The sequence below is a fragment of the Nostoc sp. FACHB-133 genome (assembly GCF_014698055.1).
Classification (GTDB): Bacteria; Cyanobacteriota; Cyanobacteriia; order Cyanobacteriales; family Nostocaceae; genus Nostoc.
Map to the genome: position 1 here is coordinate 53,305 of NZ_JACJSH010000029.1, position 20,768 is coordinate 74,072.

Annotated in this window: 19 protein-coding genes; 16 read left to right on the forward strand and 3 right to left on the reverse strand. The window is 42.0% G+C overall.

Features of this window, described 5'->3' with window-relative positions; translation table 11 throughout:
- Positions 1–246 precede the first annotated feature (246 nt).
- A complete protein-coding gene (gene pipX, locus H6G86_RS22380) occupies positions 247–525 on the forward strand; it encodes a transcriptional coactivator PipX (RefSeq protein ID WP_012408389.1) in 279 nt (92 codons plus the stop codon).
- On the forward strand, positions 522–1,190 hold the full coding sequence (locus H6G86_RS22385; protein WP_190936151.1) for a YggS family pyridoxal phosphate-dependent enzyme: 669 nt from the start codon (positions 522–524) through the stop codon (positions 1,188–1,190). The genes pipX and H6G86_RS22385 overlap by 4 nt, the downstream gene beginning before the upstream one ends.
- 134 nt (positions 1,191–1,324) lie before the next feature.
- On the opposite strand, the gene H6G86_RS22390 is transcribed toward H6G86_RS22385, so the two are convergent.
- Positions 1,325–1,600: a hypothetical protein gene (locus H6G86_RS22390; RefSeq protein ID WP_190936152.1), complete on the reverse strand. Its 276-nt coding sequence runs from the start codon at positions 1,598–1,600 to the stop codon at positions 1,325–1,327.
- Between the two features lie 68 nt (positions 1,601–1,668).
- Here H6G86_RS22390 and H6G86_RS22395 point away from each other — a divergent pair, with 68 nt between their 5' ends.
- From H6G86_RS22395 to H6G86_RS22405, 3 genes are all read left to right on the forward strand, one after another.
- Positions 1,669–2,271, forward strand: coding sequence for a cell division protein SepF (locus H6G86_RS22395; protein WP_012408387.1), 603 nt, complete (start codon positions 1,669–1,671; stop codon positions 2,269–2,271).
- A 106-nt stretch (positions 2,272–2,377) separates the two neighbouring features.
- Positions 2,378–3,196 (forward strand): pyrroline-5-carboxylate reductase, encoded by an 819-nt coding sequence (proC, locus tag H6G86_RS22400; RefSeq protein WP_190936153.1) that lies wholly within the window; start codon positions 2,378–2,380, stop codon positions 3,194–3,196.
- A gap of 199 nt (positions 3,197–3,395) precedes the next feature.
- The gene (locus tag H6G86_RS22405; protein WP_190936154.1) at positions 3,396–6,074 is read left to right on the forward strand and encodes a DEAD/DEAH box helicase; all 2,679 of its coding nucleotides are present in this window, start codon (positions 3,396–3,398) and stop codon (positions 6,072–6,074) included.
- A 241-nt stretch (positions 6,075–6,315) separates the two neighbouring features.
- Here H6G86_RS22405 and H6G86_RS22410 read toward each other — a convergent pair whose 3' ends face one another.
- Positions 6,316–6,702, reverse strand: coding sequence for a hypothetical protein (locus H6G86_RS22410; RefSeq protein WP_190936155.1), 387 nt, complete (start codon positions 6,700–6,702; stop codon positions 6,316–6,318).
- Positions 6,703–7,157: 455 nt separating this feature from the next.
- On the opposite strand from H6G86_RS22410, the gene H6G86_RS22415 reads away from it, so the two are divergent.
- From H6G86_RS22415 to H6G86_RS39630, 7 genes are all read left to right on the forward strand, one after another.
- A complete protein-coding gene (locus H6G86_RS22415; RefSeq protein WP_190936156.1) occupies positions 7,158–9,152 on the forward strand; it encodes a heavy metal translocating P-type ATPase in 1,995 nt (664 codons plus the stop codon).
- Positions 9,153–9,247: 95 nt separating this feature from the next.
- On the forward strand, positions 9,248–9,925 hold the full coding sequence (locus H6G86_RS22420) for a hypothetical protein (RefSeq protein ID WP_190936157.1): 678 nt from the start codon (positions 9,248–9,250) through the stop codon (positions 9,923–9,925).
- A gap of 229 nt (positions 9,926–10,154) precedes the next feature.
- A complete protein-coding gene (locus tag H6G86_RS22425) occupies positions 10,155–11,141 on the forward strand; it encodes a hypothetical protein (protein ID WP_190936158.1) in 987 nt (328 codons plus the stop codon).
- Positions 11,126–12,058 carry an AAA family ATPase gene (locus tag H6G86_RS22430; RefSeq protein WP_190936159.1) on the forward strand — a complete coding sequence of 311 codons (933 nt, stop codon included), beginning with the start codon at positions 11,126–11,128 and terminating at the stop codon, positions 12,056–12,058. The genes H6G86_RS22425 and H6G86_RS22430 overlap by 16 nt, the downstream gene beginning before the upstream one ends.
- Positions 12,051–13,448 carry a hypothetical protein gene (locus H6G86_RS22435; RefSeq protein ID WP_190936160.1) on the forward strand — a complete coding sequence of 466 codons (1,398 nt, stop codon included), beginning with the start codon at positions 12,051–12,053 and terminating at the stop codon, positions 13,446–13,448. The genes H6G86_RS22430 and H6G86_RS22435 overlap by 8 nt, the downstream gene beginning before the upstream one ends.
- Complete coding sequence (locus H6G86_RS22440; RefSeq protein ID WP_190936161.1) at positions 13,445–15,409, forward strand: WD40 domain-containing protein; 1,965 nt, start codon at positions 13,445–13,447, stop codon at positions 15,407–15,409. Before H6G86_RS22435 ends, H6G86_RS22440 begins: the two co-directional genes overlap by 4 nt.
- A gap of 91 nt (positions 15,410–15,500) precedes the next feature.
- Entirely contained in the window at positions 15,501–15,629 is a 129-nt protein-coding gene (locus tag H6G86_RS39630; protein ID WP_277883655.1) for a hypothetical protein, read from the forward strand.
- Between the two features lie 429 nt (positions 15,630–16,058).
- On the opposite strand, the gene H6G86_RS22445 is transcribed toward H6G86_RS39630, so the two are convergent.
- Positions 16,059–17,147: an aromatic ring-hydroxylating dioxygenase subunit alpha gene (locus H6G86_RS22445; RefSeq protein ID WP_190936162.1), complete on the reverse strand. Its 1,089-nt coding sequence runs from the start codon at positions 17,145–17,147 to the stop codon at positions 16,059–16,061.
- Between the two features lie 350 nt (positions 17,148–17,497).
- Here H6G86_RS22445 and H6G86_RS22450 point away from each other — a divergent pair, with 350 nt between their 5' ends.
- From H6G86_RS22450 to H6G86_RS22465, 4 genes are all read left to right on the forward strand, one after another.
- Entirely contained in the window at positions 17,498–17,923 is a 426-nt protein-coding gene (locus tag H6G86_RS22450) for a heavy metal-responsive transcriptional regulator (RefSeq protein ID WP_190936163.1), read from the forward strand.
- A 41-nt stretch (positions 17,924–17,964) separates the two neighbouring features.
- Positions 17,965–18,645: a response regulator transcription factor gene (locus H6G86_RS22455; RefSeq protein ID WP_163929555.1), complete on the forward strand. Its 681-nt coding sequence runs from the start codon at positions 17,965–17,967 to the stop codon at positions 18,643–18,645.
- A 50-nt stretch (positions 18,646–18,695) separates the two neighbouring features.
- Positions 18,696–18,908: a ribbon-helix-helix protein, CopG family gene (locus H6G86_RS22460; protein ID WP_190936164.1), complete on the forward strand. Its 213-nt coding sequence runs from the start codon at positions 18,696–18,698 to the stop codon at positions 18,906–18,908.
- Positions 18,909–19,520: 612 nt separating this feature from the next.
- Positions 19,521–20,750 (forward strand): hypothetical protein, encoded by a 1,230-nt coding sequence (locus H6G86_RS22465; protein WP_190936165.1) that lies wholly within the window; start codon positions 19,521–19,523, stop codon positions 20,748–20,750.
- Positions 20,751–20,768 lie beyond the last annotated feature (18 nt).

The following is a 20,768-nucleotide window of genomic DNA, read 5'->3' on the forward strand; positions in this document are numbered from 1 at the left end:
GCAGATGGTGATGTTTCTCAACCAGCCTCTACTCTCTGAATCCACGCTTTGCGGCTTCTGTTGTACCATTTCGCTTCACTACCACTAGCTTCATCTGCCAATTAGAAACTAGATCAAGGTCTTCGTAACCGCAGTTTTGCATTTTAAGCAAATATTCTGACGAATGTTGGTATTATCGTCTGAATGTTTGTAATTCACTGCGAAAAGATATATATACTCCCACCTTGACTACACCTTGACTCTTAAATGAATCCAGAAAACGCAGAAACTTACATAAACCATCCAACTTGGGGTTTACTCTACAAAATCTGTATGGTTGATGAGACCCAGGATTTGTTCACCACACTTTATGCCCAGCGCCTGTTTTTTTTGGTCGCAAATGACGTTAAAGGTGTCAAATTCCAGCCAATAGGACGAACTGAGGCTAGAATGATGTTGGAAAATCGCTTACGTACTCTGCGGCGCAGTGGACATTCTCAGGAGTACGATCAACTTCAAAGTGTTTTCCAACGCACCTTCCAATGAACAGTTCGATTTCCGAACGTATTGTTTCCATTCGTTCCTCCCTACCAACTTCAGTCAAATTGATTGCTGTTAGCAAACAAGTTTCTGCCCAGGCCATTCGATCTGCATACTCCGCAGGGATTCGTGATTTTGCAGAGAGTCGCATCCAAGAAGCCGCCAGCAAACAAGCCGAGTTGCAAGACTTACCGGATATTACCTGGCACTTTATTGGACATTTGCAAAGCAATAAAGCCAAAAAAGCCATCGAACAATTTTCTTGGATTCACTCCGTGGACAATTTGAAGCTGGCACAGCGCTTAGATCAATTAGCCCAACAGCTAGGAGTGAGTCCCAAGGTTTGCCTGCAAGTCAAAATTCTCCCCGATCCCAACAAGTCTGGTTGGAGTGTGTCAGAACTTTTGGCTGATTTACCCATACTCGATCAATACAAAAATTTACAAATTCAAGGTTTGATGACAATTCCACCTTCAGGATTAAGCGATCCGGAAATTTTGAATGTGTTTAATCTCAATCGTGAGCTAGCAAAGAAAATCCAGGAGCAAAACTGGTCGCACATTAAAATGCAGCAACTATCTATGGGTATGTCAGGCGACTACGAGCTAGCAGTGCAAGCAGGCGCAACGATGGTACGATTAGGAACAATATTGTTTGGCGATCGCTCTTAAGCATATTACACATCCCTCTTCCGGTTGAGTATCAAGTACAAACAGGAGCAATGAGGGTGTGATTAGTAACAATATTGTTTGGCGATCGCTCTTAGCCCTTGAACGTCAGGTTTCCAGGTCAGTATTAATAGAGATCAGGATTTGATGACAAGAATTTTGTAAGGGACTGGTGCAATTAGAAACAAAGGATATAGTATTGACAAGAGCAATCGCCAAGGGAAAATGGGGTATAAAGAACTTTCCTTCGGACAAACCTTAGGATATAATCTTGACTCATTATTATGTTTAGGCGATGCACAGACCTTTCCAATAAGTGTCGGTTCATCGCCAAAACCCGTAGTATGGGCTACAAATAGCAATATACTTGCTGAAGTATCCACCGATGTAGCGTAGTTTGCGGCCGTAGGCATCGCTTCTATCTCAATAAATCCTAAGCCAAGTCAATATAGGCTATTCGCACCAGGAGAGTACACAGACAATGAACAACATCTTTTCTAAACTCAGAGACTTTGTAGGTCTAAATGAGCAAGTGGAATACGAATATTACGAAGAAGAACCAGAAACAGATAATAATTACCAAAATCTGTATCAGCAAGAAAATCCCCAACCCCCAGCCCCACAAGAGAGCGCAACCGCTCAGAATCGACGCTGGCGGGAACCAGTGCCTACAATGGGAGATGATATCGCAGCAGGTTCAAAGCCAATGGGGAATGTGATTGGTATGCCAGGAGCAATTAACGGAATTTCGGAAGTTTTAGTCCTCGAACCACGCACCTTTGAAGAAATGCCCCAGGCAATTCAAGCGTTGCGAGAACGGAAGTCAGTGGTATTAAATCTGACAATCATGGACCCAGACCAAGCTCAACGAGCAGTAGATTTTGTTGCAGGTGGTACTTACGCACTAGATGGACATCAAGAGCGCATCGGTGAGAGCATCTTCTTGTTTACACCAAGCTGTGTCCAAGTTAGCACCCAAGGTGGCGTTCTTCATGAAGTACCACAACCGCCAGCACGTCCTTCTCGGCCTACAGGTTCTCCAAATCAAACCTGGGGCAACGAAACTAACCGGATGGCACAATAGAGTTAAATTAGTTGTTAGTCCTTTGTCCTTTGTCATTTATCTCGGGTTTTGATCGTAGTGACAAATGACAAACGACAGAGGACTAATGACAAATGACTAACGATCAATGACTATAAAATTTGGTTTAATTGGTGGTGGGGTAATGGGAGAAGCGCTCTTATCCCGCCTTATCGCGCGTGGAATTTATCAATCATCAGAAGTCATAGTTAGCGAACCGCTACCTTCACGCCTAGATTTTTTGCAACAGCAATACGGTGTTGCTGTGACGACAGATAATAGTGAGGTTTTCACCCAAGCTAAAGAAGTTGTATTTTTGGCAGTGAAACCGCAGGTGTTCAGCGCGATCGCTCAAGAATTAGCAGATATTGATATTATTAATAGAGAACAATCACCCCTAATAATTTCCATATTGGCGGGTGTGCCCTTAAGTCAGCTAGAAGCTGCATTTGTGCAATTGCCAGTTATCAGAGCAATGCCCAACACCCCAGCCACTGTGGGAGCAGGAATTACCGCCATTTGTTTAGGTGCATATACCAATACCAAGCATCACCAAATAGCACAACAAGTTTTTTCTGCTGTGGGCGAAGTTGTGGAAGTCTCAGAAGGGCTGATGGATGCAGTTACAGGGCTATCTGGTAGCGGCCCCGCTTACGTGGCGCTGCTAGTAGAATCACTTGCTGATGGCGGAGTATCCGTAGGTTTACCTAGAGCAATTGCCAATCAATTAGCATTGCAAACCGTACTGGGAACAGCGAAACTGTTGTATGAAACCAAAATGCACCCAGCAGAACTTAAAGATCGCGTTACCAGTCCCGGTGGTACAACCATTGCGGGAATTGCCAAGCTAGAACAGGCAGGATTTCGTTCAGCTTTAATTGAAGCAGTGAAAGCTGCCACAGAGCGATCGCAAGAACTGGGAAAATAAAAAATGGGGAATGGGGAATGGGGAATGGGGAATGGGGAATGGGGAATGGGAAGAAGCTAGGGAGCAGGGGGACAAGGTAACTTGAGTGAGAATTTGAATAAGTCTTTCTTATGCCCAATCCCCAATTCCCACTTCCCCCTAACGAAGTTGACAAAAGACTCGTTAGTATAGTAAACAATCTGGTTGCAAATGTGATTGAGTGAATTATCCTGCGCCGTCTCCAGAACTTGACTTAGGGTCTATATTTCCCTTTGATCTGGATCAGTTTCAAAAAGAAGCGATCGCGTCCCTAAACGCTGGACGCTCCGTAGTCGTGTGTGCGCCCACAGGTTCGGGCAAAACATTAGTTGGGGAATACGCCATTTATCGCGCCCTGTCGCGAGGAAAACGTGTATTTTATACTACTCCCCTAAAGGCGCTGTCGAATCAAAAATTACGTGACTTTCGAGAAAAATTCGGGTTTGATCAAGTCGGGCTGTTAACTGGAGATGCCTCCATTCACAGGGATGCACCGATTTTGGTGATGACCACAGAAATTTTCCGAAATATGCTCTATGGCACGCCCATCGGGCAAGTCGGCATCTCATTAGTAGACGTGGAAGCAGTGATACTTGATGAGTGCCACTACATGAATGATCGCCAGCGCGGTACAGTTTGGGAAGAATCCATCATCTATTGTCCCCGGGAAGTGCAACTAGCAGCCCTCTCAGCAACGGTTGCCAACAGCGATCAACTCACCGATTGGTTAAATCGCGTTCACGGCCCAACAGACCTGATTTACTCCGATTTTCGCCCAGTTCCCTTAGAATTTCACTTTTGCAATCCCAAAGGGTTATTTCCTCTGTTGAATGATAGCAAAACCAAAATTAACCCCCGCCTTCTTCAGAAGAAGAAGGGGAGAGGGGGAGAAAGGGACAGGGGAAGAAGTGGTAGACCGGAAGCTCCTGGCATAATTTATACTTTGAGCCAGTTAGAGCAACGAGATATGCTACCAGCAATTTACTTTATCTTCAGTCGCCGGGGATGTGATAAAGCGGTGGCGGAAGTGGGTGATTTATGGCTGGTAAATAATGAAGAATCCCAGATTTTACGGCAACAGATTGATGACTTTTTAGCCCGCAATCCCGAAGCTGGGCGTTCTGGACAAATTGCACCCCTATACCGAGGAATTGCTGCCCACCACGCCGGAATTTTGCCTGCTTGGAAAGCACTGGTAGAAGAACTATTTCAGCAAGGGCTGATTAAAGTAGTATTCGCCACGGAAACACTGGCTGCGGGAATTAATATGCCCGCTCGGACAACGGTAATTTCTACCCTTTCCAAGCGGACTGACACTGGACACCGCCTGTTAAATGCTTCGGAATTCCTGCAAATGGCGGGACGGGCAGGCCGTCGGGGGATGGATAAACAAGGTCATGTGGTGACAGTCCAAACTCCCTTTGAAGGAGCCAAAGAAGCGGCATATTTGGGGACATCCAAGCCAGACCCCTTGGTAAGCCAGTTTACGCCCAGTTATGGCATGGTACTCAACTTGCTGCAAACCCACACCCTAGAGCAAACCAGGGAACTGATAGAGCGCAGTTTTGGGCAGTACATGGCGACATTGCATTTAAGACCAGAATACGATGAGATTGCCGAACTGGAAAAACAATTAGCTCAACTACATGAGCAAATCGCCGCCGTTGATGAAAATGAACTGGCTATTTATGAAAAATTGCGGCAACGTTTGAAAGTAGAACGCCAAATATTAAAAACCCTGCAAGAGCAAGCACAGGAAGATAGAAAAGAAGAATTAGGGATGATGTTAGACTTTGCAGTGTCAGGAACTCTGTTGAGTCTCAAAGGCAAAAACATCACAGTGTCTTCACCCGTAACCGCAGTGTTAGTGGGAAAATCGCCTGGTTCTGGTCAAGCTCCCTACTTGGTATGCTTGGGGCATGATAATCGCTGGTATGTTGCAACCACAGGGGATGTAGTCGATTTATATGCCGAATTACCACGCATTGAAGTGTCACCGGATTTACTACCACCGCCAGAGATGCCCTTGAAACCCGGACAGTCACGCCGTGGTAACGAAGAAAGCTTTGCGATCGCTGTACGTATTCCCAATCCGGTAGAATCTTTGCATCTGGCACCAGAAGTAGCAGAACAAATCAGTCGTACTGCCGCCGTCCAAGAGCAATTAGAAGCTCATCCCTTACATCAATCAGGCAATGCTGCCACGCTTTTCAAGCGTCGCGCCAAATATGTCGAACTAGAAGCCGAACTCGAACAGTTGCAAGGGCAAGTAGAGCAACAGTCACAACGTCATTGGGAAGAATTTCTCAATTTAATCTTAATTCTGCAACACTTTGGCGCTTTAGATAACTTAGTGCCCACACAATTAGGGCGAATTGCTGCCGCCATTCGGGGTGAGAATGAATTGTGGTTGGGTTTGGTATTCGCTAGTGGTGAATTGGACAACTTAGATCCCCACCATTTAGCCGCCGCCGCCGCCGGTTTAGTGATGGAAACACCCCGTCCAGATAGCAAGGTTAACTTTGAGCTTAGTAATGAAGTAGCAGAAGCCTTAGCGAAATTGCGGGGAATTCGTCGCCAAATGTTCCAACTACAACGGCGGTATAACGTAGCGCTACCTATATGGTTGGAGTTTGAGTTAATTGCCATAGTAGAACAATGGGCGCTCGGAATGGAGTGGACAGAACTCTGCGAAAACACCACCTTGGATGAAGGCGATGTGGTAAGAATTCTCCGCCGGACGTTGGATTTATTATCACAAATACCCCACGTTCCCCATCTGCCAGACTCTTTCTTGCGTAATGCTTATCGAGCGATGCAGTTGATTGATAGATTCCCTGTGAATGAGGTGGTGGAATAAATCAGGACACTCTTAGCTACAGAGTTCTGTGCGTCTTTTTCTTTCAGGACTACGCAAAACTAGACATTTACATTTCAGGGGCAATTCATGAATTGCCCCTAAGAACTGTCCCAAGAATGAATTTAAATTTAATAGTAGTGGTACGTAGTTAAAAATGCTTTTTTGGTTTCGTATATCTTCTATACGTAATTAATCACATGTGTTTAACAGAAGTTGTAGTCGCTATAAGCGCTATTCAACCTTAGTACACCAAGTTTCCAGTACCCTGCAACTGACGCAAAGAATTTATACATAATGGACAGTCGCATCCAAATACCCTGATTGCCGCATCACTTTCCTCTTCAGTAAAGTTCAACATAGCAACATTCTGATCTGATACTGATGTGACAATAGTTGAGGAACGTGCAGATGAGGTGTACGGTTTCTTTCTCTCTGAATCTCGAATGCACACAAAATCTTTTCCACCATGTGGGTTAGTGATACAAGTACGACCATCTTCTGTGTGCATCAATCGCTGTGTAATACTACCACCACTAGCATGGGCAGGATGAAATGCCACCAGCGTAGACATCATGGACACAAAGATTGAGGAAGTGGAAAGCAAATTCAGAAGAATTTTTTTGTTCATAGATTTTTTTGAGAAAATTGTCTACTAGCTTAGGGTATTCGATTCACTTTCAAACTTCAAGTGGGTTTCCCCTAAGAATAGCTAGCTTGACACTTGTCATCTAAGAAAGTTCCATATCTACCAAGTTTGATAGCAAAGTAGTTGTCATACCAGAATTAAGCAGTCAAACAGGCTTGAAGTTTATGGATCAAGACCTTTAAAATCTTATACAAAGCTATGAATTGCTCACCACGAACAAAAATTATATCTTAGATTCTTCTAAAGAATTGATAACTAATATAGCTATCTTTACAGAATTGTAAATCTTAATCTGAACTAAAAAATAGCATAAGTATTTAGTAACAAATCTGATATAGATTCTCATTCTTAAATGTTCAACTTGTAAAAATCTCTTTTTTTTATTACATTTGGAAAAAGGCTCATATACCAAGTAATTTACTAGCCTCAATAAAAACATGAAGCAAAAACTACATTCAGAATCTTCAAGTTGTTGCAACGGTGAACACACTCATGATGAGAATCATAACCATGATCATAATCACACTCATGATGAGAATCATAACCATGACCACAATCACGATCATGGTGGAGAATTCAATCTAAAAAATGAGGTATTGCCTTTGGTAGCAATTTTAAGTTTATATGTGCCTGGTGTAATTTTTGAAAATCAATTACACAATACATTCTACTCAATAGGTGAATATCTGCTTTTCATTCCTGCCTATTTATTGAGTGGATGGAGTGTTTTAAAAACGGCTGGACGCAATATACTTAAAGGTAGATTATTTGATGAAACTTTTTTAATGACAGTAGCGACACTAGGGGCGATCGCAATTCATAAATTGCCCGAAGCTGTTGGAGTCATGCTATTTTATAAAATTGGCGAATTGTTCCAGGATCTTGCTGTTAGTCGTTCCCGTAGTTCCATCAAAGCCTTATTGGAAGTCCGCCCAGACTATGCAAATATCCAAATAGAGGGGGAACTAAAAAAAGTCCGCCCAGAAACAGTAAATATTGGAGATATTATCGTCGTCAAACCGGGGGAAAAGATTCCCTTGGATGGTGAGATTATAGATGGAAATTCGCAAGTTGATACATCTGCATTAACTGGAGAATCTGTACCGCGAACAGTGAGGCTGGGTGAAATAGTTTTGGCTGGGATGATAAATAAAATGGGTGTTCTCAGCATTAGAGTCACTAAACTATTTGATGACTCTGCTATTGCCAAGATTTTAGACTTGGTGCAAAATGCCAAAAGCAAAAAAGCAGAGACAGAAAAATTCATTACTAAATTTGCCCGATATTATACGCCAATAGTAGTTTTTATATCTCTAGCAGTTGCAATATTACCTCCTTTATTCATTTCTGGTGCGAGTTCTTCAGAATGGATTTATCGTGCCTTAATTTTGCTAGTTATTTCCTGTCCCTGTGGACTCGTTATCAGTATTCCGTTAGGTTACTTTGGAGGAGTGGGAGGTGCAGCTAGACGGGGTATTTTGGTTAAAGGTTCTACTTTTTTAGATACTCTAAATTCAGTCAATACAGTTGTATTTGATAAAACTGGAACGTTAACTAAAGGCGTATTTAAAGTAGTAAAAATAGTAGCATTAAATGGCTACAATGAAAGAGAATTGCTGCAATTAGCAGCCAAAGTAGAATCGCACTCAAATCATCCTATCGCTCAATCTATCCTTAAGGCTTATGGGGGAAAGATTGATGAATTTGAGGTGAGAGATTATGAAGAGATTGCAGGCTATGGAATTAGAGCCAAGGTTGAAAATAGGGTAGTGATAGCGGGAAGCGATCGCCTACTCCACAGAGAGAATATTGCTCATGATAATTGCCAGCTAGAGGGAACAGTTGTTAATTTAGCAGTGGATAATATTTACGTTGGGTATATTGTCATTGCTGATGAACTGAAAGAAGATGCGAGACACGCTATTCAAGCACTCAAGCGAATGGGTGTAGAAAGAACAGTAATGTTGACTGGAGATAATCAAGCGATCGCTTCCCGAATTGCTGAACAGCTAGGCATAGATACTTACGAAGCAGACTTATTACCAGAAGAAAAAGTTAATGCCATTGAGAAATTACTCAGCACCGCCGGCAAGCATGGTAAAGTTGCCTTTGTTGGGGATGGTATTAATGATGCGCCAGTGATTGCTAGAGCTGATGTTGGGATGGCAATGGGTGGCTTAGGTTCAGATGCAGCCATCGAAACTGCTGATATTGTCATCATGACAGATGCGCCGTCAAAGGTAGCAGAAGCAATACAAATCGCCAGAAGAACTCGCAAAATTGTTTGGCAAAATATTGGCTTTGCTTTAGCAATTAAAGCTGTGTTTATTGGATTGGGTATTTTAGGTATAGCGACAATGTGGGAAGCTGTCTTTGCTGATGTTGGAGTAGCATTGCTGGCAATTTTAAATGCAACTAGAGCGATGAAATAAAATTTTTGGAAAATCAGGAATCTGTAGTTGGTAAATTGTAGTAGTTAAACTATGAGTACGTTTGACTCATATTTTACTACCCAAGAATAGAACCTATGAATTCATCAATCAAAGGCATTGCTAAAGCTACTTTAGCTTTATTACTAAACTATTCAGCAAATCCAGCCTTTGCACTACCCCAGAAAATCAATCATCCAATTACTGTTGCTAAATCGCAATTATTAACAAACACCTTGATTGTTCCTGGCGAACGAGTGGGGCCAATAACACGCACAACCACCAAGCAAGATTTAGTTAAGCTGTTTGGTGCATCCCATCTCGTTGATAAAACCATTTCCGGTGCTGAAGGAATAGGGAGTTTTGCTGCTACTCAGGTAAACCTAAATCAGGAGCGATCGCTCTTAGTAGTTTGGAGTGATAATACTCGTACTAAACCTCTAGATGTGCGTAACCTGGGTTCAGCTTGGAAAACCCGCGAAGGTATCGGTGTTGGAACCCCATTGAGCGAGTTACGCAAGAAATTAGGTAATTTTAAACTTTATGGATTGGCGTGGGATTACGGCGGTACGATTTTGTTGGATAGTAGTAAATTATCCCGTTATCAAGGCAAACTGATTTTACGAGTAGACGCTGCTCCCAATGCTTACGAAAAGTTTGCCAATGACTACCAAGCTGTTTCTGGGGATAGTACTTTTTCCTCCAGCAATCGCCACTGGAAACCTTTGGGAATCAGGCTAGCAGAAATTATTGTTGTACTGAATCCGAGTCAGTAGTGGTATGCTAAACATCAGTTTGCTTGCTAGGACGTAGAGGGACTATGGAGACGACATTCTTATACTAAGTCTGGAACTTGTAAATTACTGACATAATAAATTACATAAGTGACATCTCGTGTCGCAATGATGTTTCAGCTATTGAAACCAAATACAGTAAACCAGATTGCTAGATCGATAATCTGGCTAATCGTATTGAGTAAAGATTATTAACTCAAAAAGTACCTGCATGTCTTCCGAGCAGCATCTACAATATGAAATCGATGGATTAAAAGAACAGTCTGAACTGCTAGCCCAGAAGTTAAAAAGGTTGCGTCACGACTATGCGATCGCAGCAGATACTCTCATTCGCTTCCAATTAGAAAAACAAATTGAACAAACTGAAGCTGAACTAAGGGAATTGGATCAGCAACTTGATGATCTCGAACAAACTTTATCTAGTGAAAGAGTGTATCGTGCTTTGCTGAAATTGGGCTATCGAGAGCAGACGCGAGCATTTCGGAGATTTATTGAGACTAATTCAGTAGCAGCCTTTCTAATCCACGGTTCACTTTACTATGGTCAACGCTGGTTGTTAAATCGGTTAGTGCGGCAAAATGTCCCCAATATTATGACGGGAAAAGTTGTGCGAATTGAACTTAGTCGCATTGCTCGCAGAAGCGACAGTGCTGCTTTGTGGCGTGAACTTAGTGGAAGAGTTGGTCTGGGTAGGCAAAGCTCAATTCCTGAAATTGCTGAACGAGTTTATCAATGGTGGCTAACTCAAAATGTCCTGTTAATTTTATACGATGTCGATTGTCTTTCAGAAACTCTTTTACACGATCTGATCCGAGATTTCTGGTTACTATTAGCTACTAAAGTTAAAACGGCTAGCCCGCAAGCGAGTCAATTCAAATTATTAATGTTCCTAGTAGATTATGATGGCTGCGTAGGTAGTTGGAATATTCCTTTTGTAGAACGGCTCGATCCTAATTGGAAGCCAGATCACCTTGTAAAACTACCTGAAATTAATCAATTTTCTAACGATGAACTGACTAACTGGCTAGAGTTTTCAGAGGACGAATTGCCCACTCAACTGATAGATCGGTTAGATGAAACAGTACAAACAATATTGAAAAACAGTGATAATGGCATTCCAGAACCAACTTTGGGCGAAATTTGTCAACTGTCTGGCTGTAATTGGTATGACGAAGAGGAAAAATGGTTGAAGTTCTAAGTAGACAATTCTTGGAATATACAGGTAAAGTGCAGCCCCACTTAGGAGAAAGGGGGGCGAACGGACAGCTATTATCTCCCTATCTGCCTAATTCTGAACTGGTAGAAGCGGTAAACTTGGCGATTTACTTAGAACGACCGTTACTGCTAAAAGGCGAACCAGGGTGTGGGAAGACTTTACTGGCAAGTGCTGTCACTTACGAACTGGGTTTAAATTTAGAAGCCTGGTATGTCAAATCCACCAGTCGAGCGCGGGATGGCTTGTATACTTACGATGCTGTAGGACGGTTGCGAGATGCCCAACTAGCTGCTTCTGATCGCCTGACAGCAGAACAGATTCAGCGACTTGATAACCCGACTACTTATGTCCGTTGGGGGCCTTTGGGACGGGCATTTCAGAGCAAGCAACCTACAGTGGTGCTGATTGATGAAATTGATAAAGCTGACATTGACTTTCCCAACGACTTGCTGCTGGAACTAGATCAAAAACGATTTATTGTTGAGGAAACTGGGCAGGAAATTGAAGCCAAGGCAGCACCCATTGTTTTAATTACTAGTAATGATGAAAAAGATTTGCCAGATGCTTTCTTACGTCGATGCTTATTCCATTATGTGGAATTTCCTAGCCGTGAAAGACTTATCCATATTATGAATGCTTTGTTTCCGAAAGCATCAGAGGTTTTGATAAACCAAGCTGTAGAGCGTTTTTGGGAACTGCGGGAAGAAATGAAAAAAAACCAAGGTGGAGCAAGCAAGAAAATCAGCACTAGTGAGTTGATTGACTGGTTCAAGGCTTTGCGTCGCTACCCAGAAGATGAGGCTTTGGCAAAACTCAATGGTAAGTTGCCTTACCCTGGTGTGTTGTTAAAGAGTTGGGAAGATCACATCCGTTATCTAAAGTTGAAAAATAATGGATGATTTACCCCTACTAGAATTGTTTACTCGACTGCGGCAGGCAGGATTACCTCTGGGTGTGGATGATTACCAGTCTATGTTGCAGGCTTTGCAAGCTGGTTATGGTCTTCCAGATAGAGCCGCTTTAGCTCGATTGTGTCGAATACTTTGGGTTAAATCAGTTGAAGAAAAACATATATTTGATTATCACTTTGAACAGTTAATTGGTAGTGAGACTGTTCCTCCAACTCAAGCTTCAGATGTAAACCAAAGTCAAGCTATTCAACTTGTTAGGTTTGCAACTTTAATAGGAGTGTTGGTTTTAGGTGTAGGGTTAGCGCTATGGGTTACACGCCCAAAAAATCAAGTGAGTGTACCTTCCCCTACGGTATCTTTGCCAACATCAGTGGCAGTGCCTACTTACTCACCCTTACCAGTGCAGCAACCAGTTGCGCCGACCCCAACTGCACAAATTACTCAAAAGAAAAGTCAAATAAATTGGTCAGCTTGGTTGATTTTCTTGCTAATTTTGGCAGTAACTTCAGGGTGTTTGTGGTTGCTAAGGTTGTTGATGAAGCGTCGCGTTCAAAATAATCACTTACAGACAGAACCATCTAAACCCATACCTACTGCTACTTTAGCTTCAGAATCGCTTCCTAATATTGGAGATGAAGTACAAGTTGCCCAAGCGATACATCAGGTGACTAGTGGAGCGGAGGTATTGGGCGATCGCTTTCTCTTCTCTACGGACTATTTGCCCGTAACTCAAAGGCAAATGAAGCAGATGTGGCGACATCTGCGCCTTTTGACTAAAGAGGGAATTGCTACAGAATTGGATATCGAAGCAACAGTTAAGCAGATTGGATGTTACGGAATGATGCTGGAGCCTGTATTGTCACCAGCCAGGGTAAATCGGACAGAACTGCTGTTGCTGATCGACCAAGACGGATCAATGGTTCCTTTTCATTCTCTGTCAGTTCGTTTGGGTCACACTGCCTCGCGGGGTGGACAATTAGGTGCAGCTGGCATCTACTATTTTCATAATTGTCCAGTTGGGTATCTCTACCACGATCCACTGCATCAAAAAGCAGAGCCAATTGAGAATGTTTTCGCTCGCCTGCGTCAAAATAGAGTAGTAGCACTCATATTCAGTGATGCTGGCGCTGCCCGTGGTGGTCTGAATTCAGAGAGGATAGAGTTCACAGAGGCATTTCTCAAACAGTTAAAACAACACGTTCGTTATGTTGCATGGTTAAATCCTATACCAAAAAAGCGTTGGTTGGGTACAACTGCTGGAGAAATTGCCGGCTCAGTTCCTATGTTTGAGGCAACCCGCGAGGGTTTAGATAGTGCCATTAATGCTCTGCGAGGTCGTCATCAACAGTTTGCAGAACCTTTAGAAGGTGTAAAATGACTCGCACAGCATCCTCAAATGAAGCTAAATGTAAAATTGCAAAACGGCGCATTGAGTCATTTAGTAAACGCTTTGGCGAACCACATTTTTATTTAGCTTGCCATGCTGCTTTCCCATTAGCATTAACTCCTGATTTGCTATATCGCTTGTGGGCTAATTTCCAGCAAGATGTTAACAGTAATCTACTGAATATTCCCTGGATTGCTGTCGCAGACCTGCTGCTGTCTAAACTTTCTAATGAAGTTGGTTACGAACTCTACGAGATAGATTGGGCAATCCGCAATGAACTTTTGAACCGACTGAAGAATAATCCGCGCTTTGGTCAGCAAAGAATTTTAGAACTCTCCAACTTTCTTGTTGCTTATATGCGGGAACAGCTTAATAGCTCTAATCCTGACACTCGTGACTTTGCCCAAGCTCAAAAGTGGACAGCTTTAGCTTATGCTCAACCTCATGAAGCAGCCCGTGAAATTGCTTCTAACTTGGCAAGCTTGAATATTGAAGATGGGTCAGAATGGATACGCCTTACTTCGCTAGTACAAACACTTGCAGACCCCTTGGTAGGCTATGAACCTCTGCTAGTATACGTTAGTGGGATGAAAAGCTTTGCCAGAGGTAATGTAAGTGAGGCAAAAAATCTCCTCAGTCAAGTTATGGATTCCAAAGACGAAATTAAGGTTACTGGAGTCAAATTGTTGATCCCAGACCAATTTAAAGCCAAACCTATACCTAAAGTTTCTTTTAAAACAAAAAGGCATCGTTGGTTGATTGGGGTTAGTTTAGCAGTGGCTGTTGTGGGAACAGGAATCTTTATTTGGCAAAAGCTTAATCCAATAGAGTTTCAGCAAGTATGGAATAGTTTGTTGAATCAGGAGCAAAAAGTTACAAAAGAAAATATTGTATGGATACAAGGTATTATCCTCAAAGGGCATAGCAGTTATGTCTACAGCGTCAGCTTCAGCCCAGATGGCAAGATTCTAGCTTCTGCCAGTGCTGACAAGACGGTGAAACTGTGGAATACCACCACTGGCAAAGAAATCAAAACCCTTACTGGGCATACAGACACGGTTTATGACATCAGCTTCAGTCCCGATGGCAAGATGCTAGCTTCTGCCAGTGCTGACAAGACGGTGAAACTGTGGGATACCAGCACTGGCAAAGAAATCAAAACCCTTACTGGGCATACAGACACGGTTTATGACATCAGCTTCAGTCCCGATGGCAAGATGCTAGCTTCTGCCAGTAGTGACAAGACGGTGAGACTGTGGGATACCAGCACTGGCAAAGAAATCAAAACCCTTACTGGGCATACAAACGCGGTTTATGGCATCAGGTTCAGTCCCGATGGCAAGATGCTAGCTTCTGCCAGTGGTGACAAGACGGTGAAACTGTGGGATACCAGCACTGGCAAAGAAATCAAAACCCTTACTGGGCATACAAACGCGGTTTATGGCATCAGGTTCAGTCCCGATGGCAAGATGCTAGCTTCTGCCAGTGGTGACAAGACGGTGAAACTGTGGGATACCAGCACAGGCAAAGAAATCAAAACCCTCACTGGGCATACCAATATAGTCACCAGTGCTAATTTTAGCCCGGATGGTAAAACTATCGCCTCAAGCGGTAATGATAATACTATTAAAATCTGGAGCTTTGATGGTAAAGAACTGCAAACCCTAAATTTGCAAAATCCAGTGACTTCCGTAGTATTTAGCCCTGATGCTCAAACACTAGCCAGTGCTAGCGGAAATGACGTAATTCTCTGGCATAGGGCAACAGTTGATAATCTCATAACTGCCCTGAAAAACCCTAGTGTAGATGTTCGCCGAACCGCTGCCTCAGCTTTAGGAAGTTTAGGTTCACAAGCAAAGACTGCTGTCCCTGTGCTGACTGAAGCACTGAAAGATTCAGATTCAGGTGTTCGTCAGAATGCTGACTCTGCTTTAAAACGTATCCCTCGTTGATTAAAATAGATCAGATCGCTCAAAGGGTATGCGCTCGCACTTCTCCACAAGTTATAGAGTATAAAAGGCGATCGCATTCTTCACCCACCGGATGACGAACCAAAGCTTTGCTAACAGTTATGCCTTACTCATTAGCGTAGATGCAGATTTACCTGTCACGCTCAAAGATGCAAGGGCTATAGTAAATATACTGGTTGATCGCGATCGCAACAAAAACTAGACGCACTTCAAGCAGAATTTGACATCCGCAGCCAGAAGTTTAAGCAGATGAAGAAAGCTGTAGCTATTGAGGCTGCTACGGTAGACTTATGTAAATATACAGTTATTTAGCGCATCGAAATGACGATTTTCTCACCCAGAAAACAAGGAAAATACAGATATTCAGCTAATTAGTGTTTGTTTATACTATTTCAAATTTTTGTAATCGTTATACTCATAACTTAGGTTCTACCTGGGAATTAGGAAGTGGCTTTGCCACTTCTTTTTATTAATTTAGGAACCCAGTAAAAAATAAATTAAAAGTTAAAAGTAATTTGTTGAACTTTTAACTTTTATTAGCTGTCATACCATGTCCGTTTAATTGACCATAAAATAATTATTCTGTCAAGCTATGGCTTTGTAAGCTTCAACATTTGATGTAGGCATGATATTAGTCATTACTCGCTGTATCTTGCCATCTCTCACGCTTAGGCTTGCTCTCTACATCGCGCGATCGCGCTTCTTGCCAAGTCCCCCACATTAGAGATTGCTGCCTTTCAACATGGTTAATAAACTGTATGATTGACTGATCTGCTTTGATTGGAGTTTTCAAATCAAACTTAATTGTTTGGACAATCTTGATGTCACCAATGAGAAAGAATTTACCTGCAATCTTAGTCAGCCATAATACAACTCGATTGGATAACCAACCAAAAAATCCTTTACGTTTCTTAGTAATCAGTAGGATTTGACCTTCAGCTTTTCCACCCTCGTGCAGGCGAACTGCAAACATTGTGTGGACATGGAAGAAATCCGGGCCAAGTGTCACAATGCCAATGCTACCGTACCAATAGCAAATACTGTAAGTTATGGCATTTTTGTAGAAAAGACGGATGAGTTTAATGAAAGATGAATTCTCTTTAATGTTTGTAGTGTTACTGAAGATAATTGCATTTTCGTTCAGTTCCTGTCTTTCAAAAATAATTTCTATTGGCAGTTTGTGGACTGTATTGATATGTTGAGTATCAATCGCATTAATCATCACCACATTGGGGTGACAGTTCATCACAAAGTGAGAATGGATAGCGATATCACACTCTTTTTGTTCTAATTCGGGAATAAAAGGTAGGGGTTGTTGTGGTATTTCTCCAGTCCAAACCCAAATCATGCCGTACTTTTCAGCAGTGGGCCAACTTTGTAACTTTAGGGAAGGCGGCATATCTAAACATGGGATATCAATACACATCCCTTCAGCATCAAACTTCCAGTGATGGAAGAAACAACGGAGTGCATTACCCTCAACTTTGCCTTCAGCAAGATGAGCGCCCATGTGGGGACAGTAGGCATCAAAGGTAGTTACTCTTCTGTCCTTACCACGGTAAATCACTAGTTCTCTGCCCAAAATCGTGACAGGTTTTACTTCACCCACCCGCAGATTTCGAGAGGGTATTACCCAATACCATCCTTCAATAAAACGTTCTGGATTATTGAAAGTTTTAGGTTTACGGGTTGAGCTAGAAGTCTGCGAGTTGAGATTCATTTTTATGGTTTCACTTGAGGTGAAGCAGTTGATCTAGAAGTAACATGCGAACTAAAAAAAAACAGTTACTTTCAGTACCATGAGAAATAGTCACTCAACAAATAGATAAAATTCGAGGAGTAAAATATTGAGTAAATTAGATTAAAAATGTTAAAGCTATACTAATTAATTATTAGATGGTATCAGCCAATATCTATTCATAATAGATATCTGAAAAATCAAAACTTAGTAATATCTCTAATTAAATAAAAATTTCAACTACTGACACCAAGATTTGGCTAAACTCTCATCTGAATTAATAAATTAGTATAAATATGTAATAATAATTACAATATTTGGGAAAATCTGCCGTGTTAACTCAGGAGATAAAACTGCTTTTAATTGGTCAGGTAACAGATATAAGCGGAATCCCTATCAGGACAATTCGCTATTACGAGAGTTTAGGTTTAATCAAATCATCAAGACGAACAGAGGGAGGCTTCCGCCAGTTTTCATTGGATGTGCTGACTCGTCTAGCCTTCATTAAAAGGGCACAAAATCTTGGTTTGAGCTTAGAGGAGATTGGAAATATTCTTCAGGTCTATGACCAAGGGCAAGCTCCCTGTGGTGAAATCAAAGAAAAGCTCCAGGACAAGCTTTTGCAAATTGATCGCCAAATCGATCAGTTGTTAACTTTGCGATCTGAAATAAAGGGATTACTTTCAGGCTGGAAGAATATCGGTGACCAGTATGAAGATACAATTTGTCCCATTATTCAAAATATCCCTCAGTGCTGAGAAACAGAACAGAAGACAGAGGAGGCAGCAGGAGCAAACTGATGACAGCACATATCCTTTTGGTGGAAGATGAAGTCAAACTAGCACGATTTGTCGAATTAGAGCTAAGTAGCGAAGGATACCAAGTAAGTGTAGCTCATGATGGGATTGCCGGTCTCACCCTAGCGCGAGACTCATCGCCAGATTTAGCGATTCTGGATTGGATGTTACCAGGTTTAACAGGTTTAGAAATTTGTCGCCGTTTGCGAGCAACAGGTAGTACAGTACCAGTAATTTTATTGACAGCAAAAGATGAAGTGAGCGATCGCGTCGCCGGATTAGATGCGGGAGCCGATGATTATGTAGTTAAGCCCTTCAGCATTGAGGAATTACTCGCTAGAATTCGCGCCCATCTGCGCCGCACGCAAGAAACAGCCGAAGATTTGCTGCAATTTGAAGATTTAAGCTTAAATCGCCGCACCCGTGAAGTTTTTCGGGAAAAACGAACCATTGAGTTAACAGCAAAAGAGTTTGACTTATTAGAATATCTCCTCTCACATCCCCGTCAGGTGTTTACTAGAGATCAAATTTTAGAGAAAGTTTGGGGTTACGATTTCATGGGTGATTCTAATATTATTGAAGTATATATTCGTTATCTGCGACTCAAATTGGAAGAGAATAATGAAAAGCGTTTGATTCATACAGTCCGTGGTGTAGGCTATGCATTACGGGAACAATCATAATGGCTTGGTGATTTCGACAAAAAGCAAAACTTGAAAGAAAAAAGAGGATTATGAATAAAAAATGGGCTGTTAAACGGCTAACAGTAAATCTCACCGCTGAGGAAATGAAGAAACTTGAACACTACTGTGCTTTGACAGGAAGACCAGCAACAGACGTAATTCGAGAATTACTCCGATCTCTTGAGGTTGACAATACTGAAAACTCTGAAATGGCAACAGCAGACTCAAAAACAACAGTTGGTAGTGGGTCAAAATCACAGTAACTATTCACCAGAATATCCCGCCTAATCTCAAAAATCTGCTAACTATCTTGAATTACCAATAGGACTCAAGGCAATACTTCTCGGTTAAAGGAAAAGGGTAAGGGTTTAAATTCATCCCTTACCCTTGTTCCCTTAAACTTTTCTCAGAACATACTTCTAATAGTGGGGCATAGCTATTTATAGAACCTAATACTGCTCGAGTTTTGGATTTTAAACTAAAATTTTGTTTGGGGAAAAGGTTACTAGGTTTGGATTAAAGGTTTTTCTTTCCCCTTTTCTCCTTAACCGCCAAGTATTGAGGGCAATCTGGGCTTATTCTCGTTGCTGTCATTGAGCAGTCAAGTCGCTTCTCTACGAGACGCTCTTGCTAGCTTGTTTCGATCTAAGAGTACGCTCCAATTAAAAATTATTAATTAAAAATTGCAAGATGCTCTTGCAAAAAATACTAATTAGACAGTCAAGGGGCAGGTATATAAAATTAATACCTTTTTTCTTTGCCATGTCTTAACAAGCATATATTTTGGGCATCATAATTCCAAGCTGAATACATGAGCTAGCAGCCAGAAAACTCTTTGGCAGCAAGTTTTTTATTTACAACTATAGTATTGACCTATGGCAGATAATTTTATACTTTATTTCTTTATTTCTCCACATAGTTCGTACACTGGGTTGATTTGGAGATGCCTACAGATTCAATTGGGAGTAATCTGTAGCGTAGGTATTTGGACATTATCAGAAGCTAAGTTACAAGCTGCCCAAGCACATCAGACCTGGAAATCACCTTCAGAATTGATTGAGGGAGTCAGCAAAGTAAATCCTGAGCCAACACCTATTTTGATGGCGGCACCCGAAAACTTCAATCCTGATTTGCAATTACGGCCAGCGCTACCCGAACCCCCGCAGAATTCTAGTCCACCAAAAACTTCCACCGAACCAAGAACGCCGGATGCAGTTTTGGAAAGCATTCATACGGACTATCGCTATGACACAGATAACTTTGGTCAAACCAATTTCTTTTTTGAACCAACGGTTCAGTTTCGATTGAGTAATGGCAATAAAATATTTGTGAAAACAGGTTTTAACTTATTTGAACAACGCGGTGTTGAATCAATTACGAATTTTCCCTTGCAAGTTGGATGGCAAGGAAAAATTGGTCAAGTGACTCTGCAAACAGCAGCCGGAGTCGATATCTTCAATCGTTTACCTACAGCTATCAATCTCAATGCTAAGGTGGAGACTCCCATTTCGCCACCGCAAGTTTCCTCATTAGGTCGATTGCTATCGGTAGTAGTACTATCAGGTAATTTAGAACAAGGCCCTTATAAATCCAATGCCCGAACTTTAGAAAATCAAATTACTGCTTGGCGATTTGGACCTGATTTATACTGGCAAATTGACGGTAACACCAGCTTGTTTTCATCATTGCGTTTAGGTAGTTACAACGATGGTAATTCCGAGGTGCAGTCATTTAGTCGGCTAGAACGCAAGTTCGGACAGTTTTCTCTGGCAGCTAACTTATTCAATTTGAGTTTCAATCGCGATTTAGAACGCACAAGTGGCTATTTTTCCCCACCAGATTTCCTGGTTTACAACGCTGAGGTGGCTTGGGAAGGAGATATTGCTAATTTCTTACGCTGTCGCCTCGCTGCCAACTTAGGACAGCAGCGACTTAAAGGAGAATTTGATAACGCCAATACCTATCAAACACGCTGTACGGTAAAGGTTTCACCAAATATAGAAGCAGACCTTGGCTATAGCTTTAGTAATGTCCGAAATCAAGAAACCGGGGGAAGTGCTTACGGTGGTAATTCCTTGACAGGACAGTTGCGAGTCAAATTTTAGTAGTCACTGATAAGGCTG

Excerpts from the sequence above, each read along its gene's own strand:
- H6G86_RS22440 (WP_190936161.1), top strand. The coding sequence starts at position 13,445 with ATGACTCGCACAGCATCCTCAAATGAAGCTAAATGTAAAATTGCAAAA.
- H6G86_RS39630 (WP_277883655.1), top strand. The coding sequence starts at position 15,501 with ATGACGAACCAAAGCTTTGCTAACAGTTATGCCTTACTCATTAGCGTA.
- H6G86_RS22430 (WP_190936159.1), top strand. The coding sequence starts at position 11,126 with ATGGTTGAAGTTCTAAGTAGACAATTCTTGGAATATACAGGTAAAGTG.
- H6G86_RS22445 (WP_190936162.1), bottom strand. The coding sequence starts at position 17,147 with ATGAATCTCAACTCGCAGACTTCTAGCTCAACCCGTAAACCTAAAACT.
- H6G86_RS22455 (WP_163929555.1), top strand. The coding sequence starts at position 17,965 with ATGACAGCACATATCCTTTTGGTGGAAGATGAAGTCAAACTAGCACGA.
- H6G86_RS22420 (WP_190936157.1), top strand. The coding sequence starts at position 9,248 with ATGAATTCATCAATCAAAGGCATTGCTAAAGCTACTTTAGCTTTATTA.
- H6G86_RS22410 (WP_190936155.1), bottom strand. The coding sequence starts at position 6,702 with ATGAACAAAAAAATTCTTCTGAATTTGCTTTCCACTTCCTCAATCTTT.
- H6G86_RS22385 (WP_190936151.1), top strand. The coding sequence starts at position 522 with ATGAACAGTTCGATTTCCGAACGTATTGTTTCCATTCGTTCCTCCCTA.
- pipX (WP_012408389.1), top strand. The coding sequence starts at position 247 with ATGAATCCAGAAAACGCAGAAACTTACATAAACCATCCAACTTGGGGT.
- H6G86_RS22415 (WP_190936156.1), top strand. The coding sequence starts at position 7,158 with ATGAAGCAAAAACTACATTCAGAATCTTCAAGTTGTTGCAACGGTGAA.
- H6G86_RS22460 (WP_190936164.1), top strand. The coding sequence starts at position 18,696 with ATGAATAAAAAATGGGCTGTTAAACGGCTAACAGTAAATCTCACCGCT.
- proC (WP_190936153.1), top strand. The coding sequence starts at position 2,378 with ATGACTATAAAATTTGGTTTAATTGGTGGTGGGGTAATGGGAGAAGCG.
- H6G86_RS22435 (WP_190936160.1), top strand. The coding sequence starts at position 12,051 with ATGGATGATTTACCCCTACTAGAATTGTTTACTCGACTGCGGCAGGCA.
- H6G86_RS22465 (WP_190936165.1), top strand. The coding sequence starts at position 19,521 with ATGGCAGATAATTTTATACTTTATTTCTTTATTTCTCCACATAGTTCG.
- H6G86_RS22425 (WP_190936158.1), top strand. The coding sequence starts at position 10,155 with ATGTCTTCCGAGCAGCATCTACAATATGAAATCGATGGATTAAAAGAA.
- H6G86_RS22395 (WP_012408387.1), top strand. The coding sequence starts at position 1,669 with ATGAACAACATCTTTTCTAAACTCAGAGACTTTGTAGGTCTAAATGAG.
- H6G86_RS22390 (WP_190936152.1), bottom strand. The coding sequence starts at position 1,600 with ATGCCTACGGCCGCAAACTACGCTACATCGGTGGATACTTCAGCAAGT.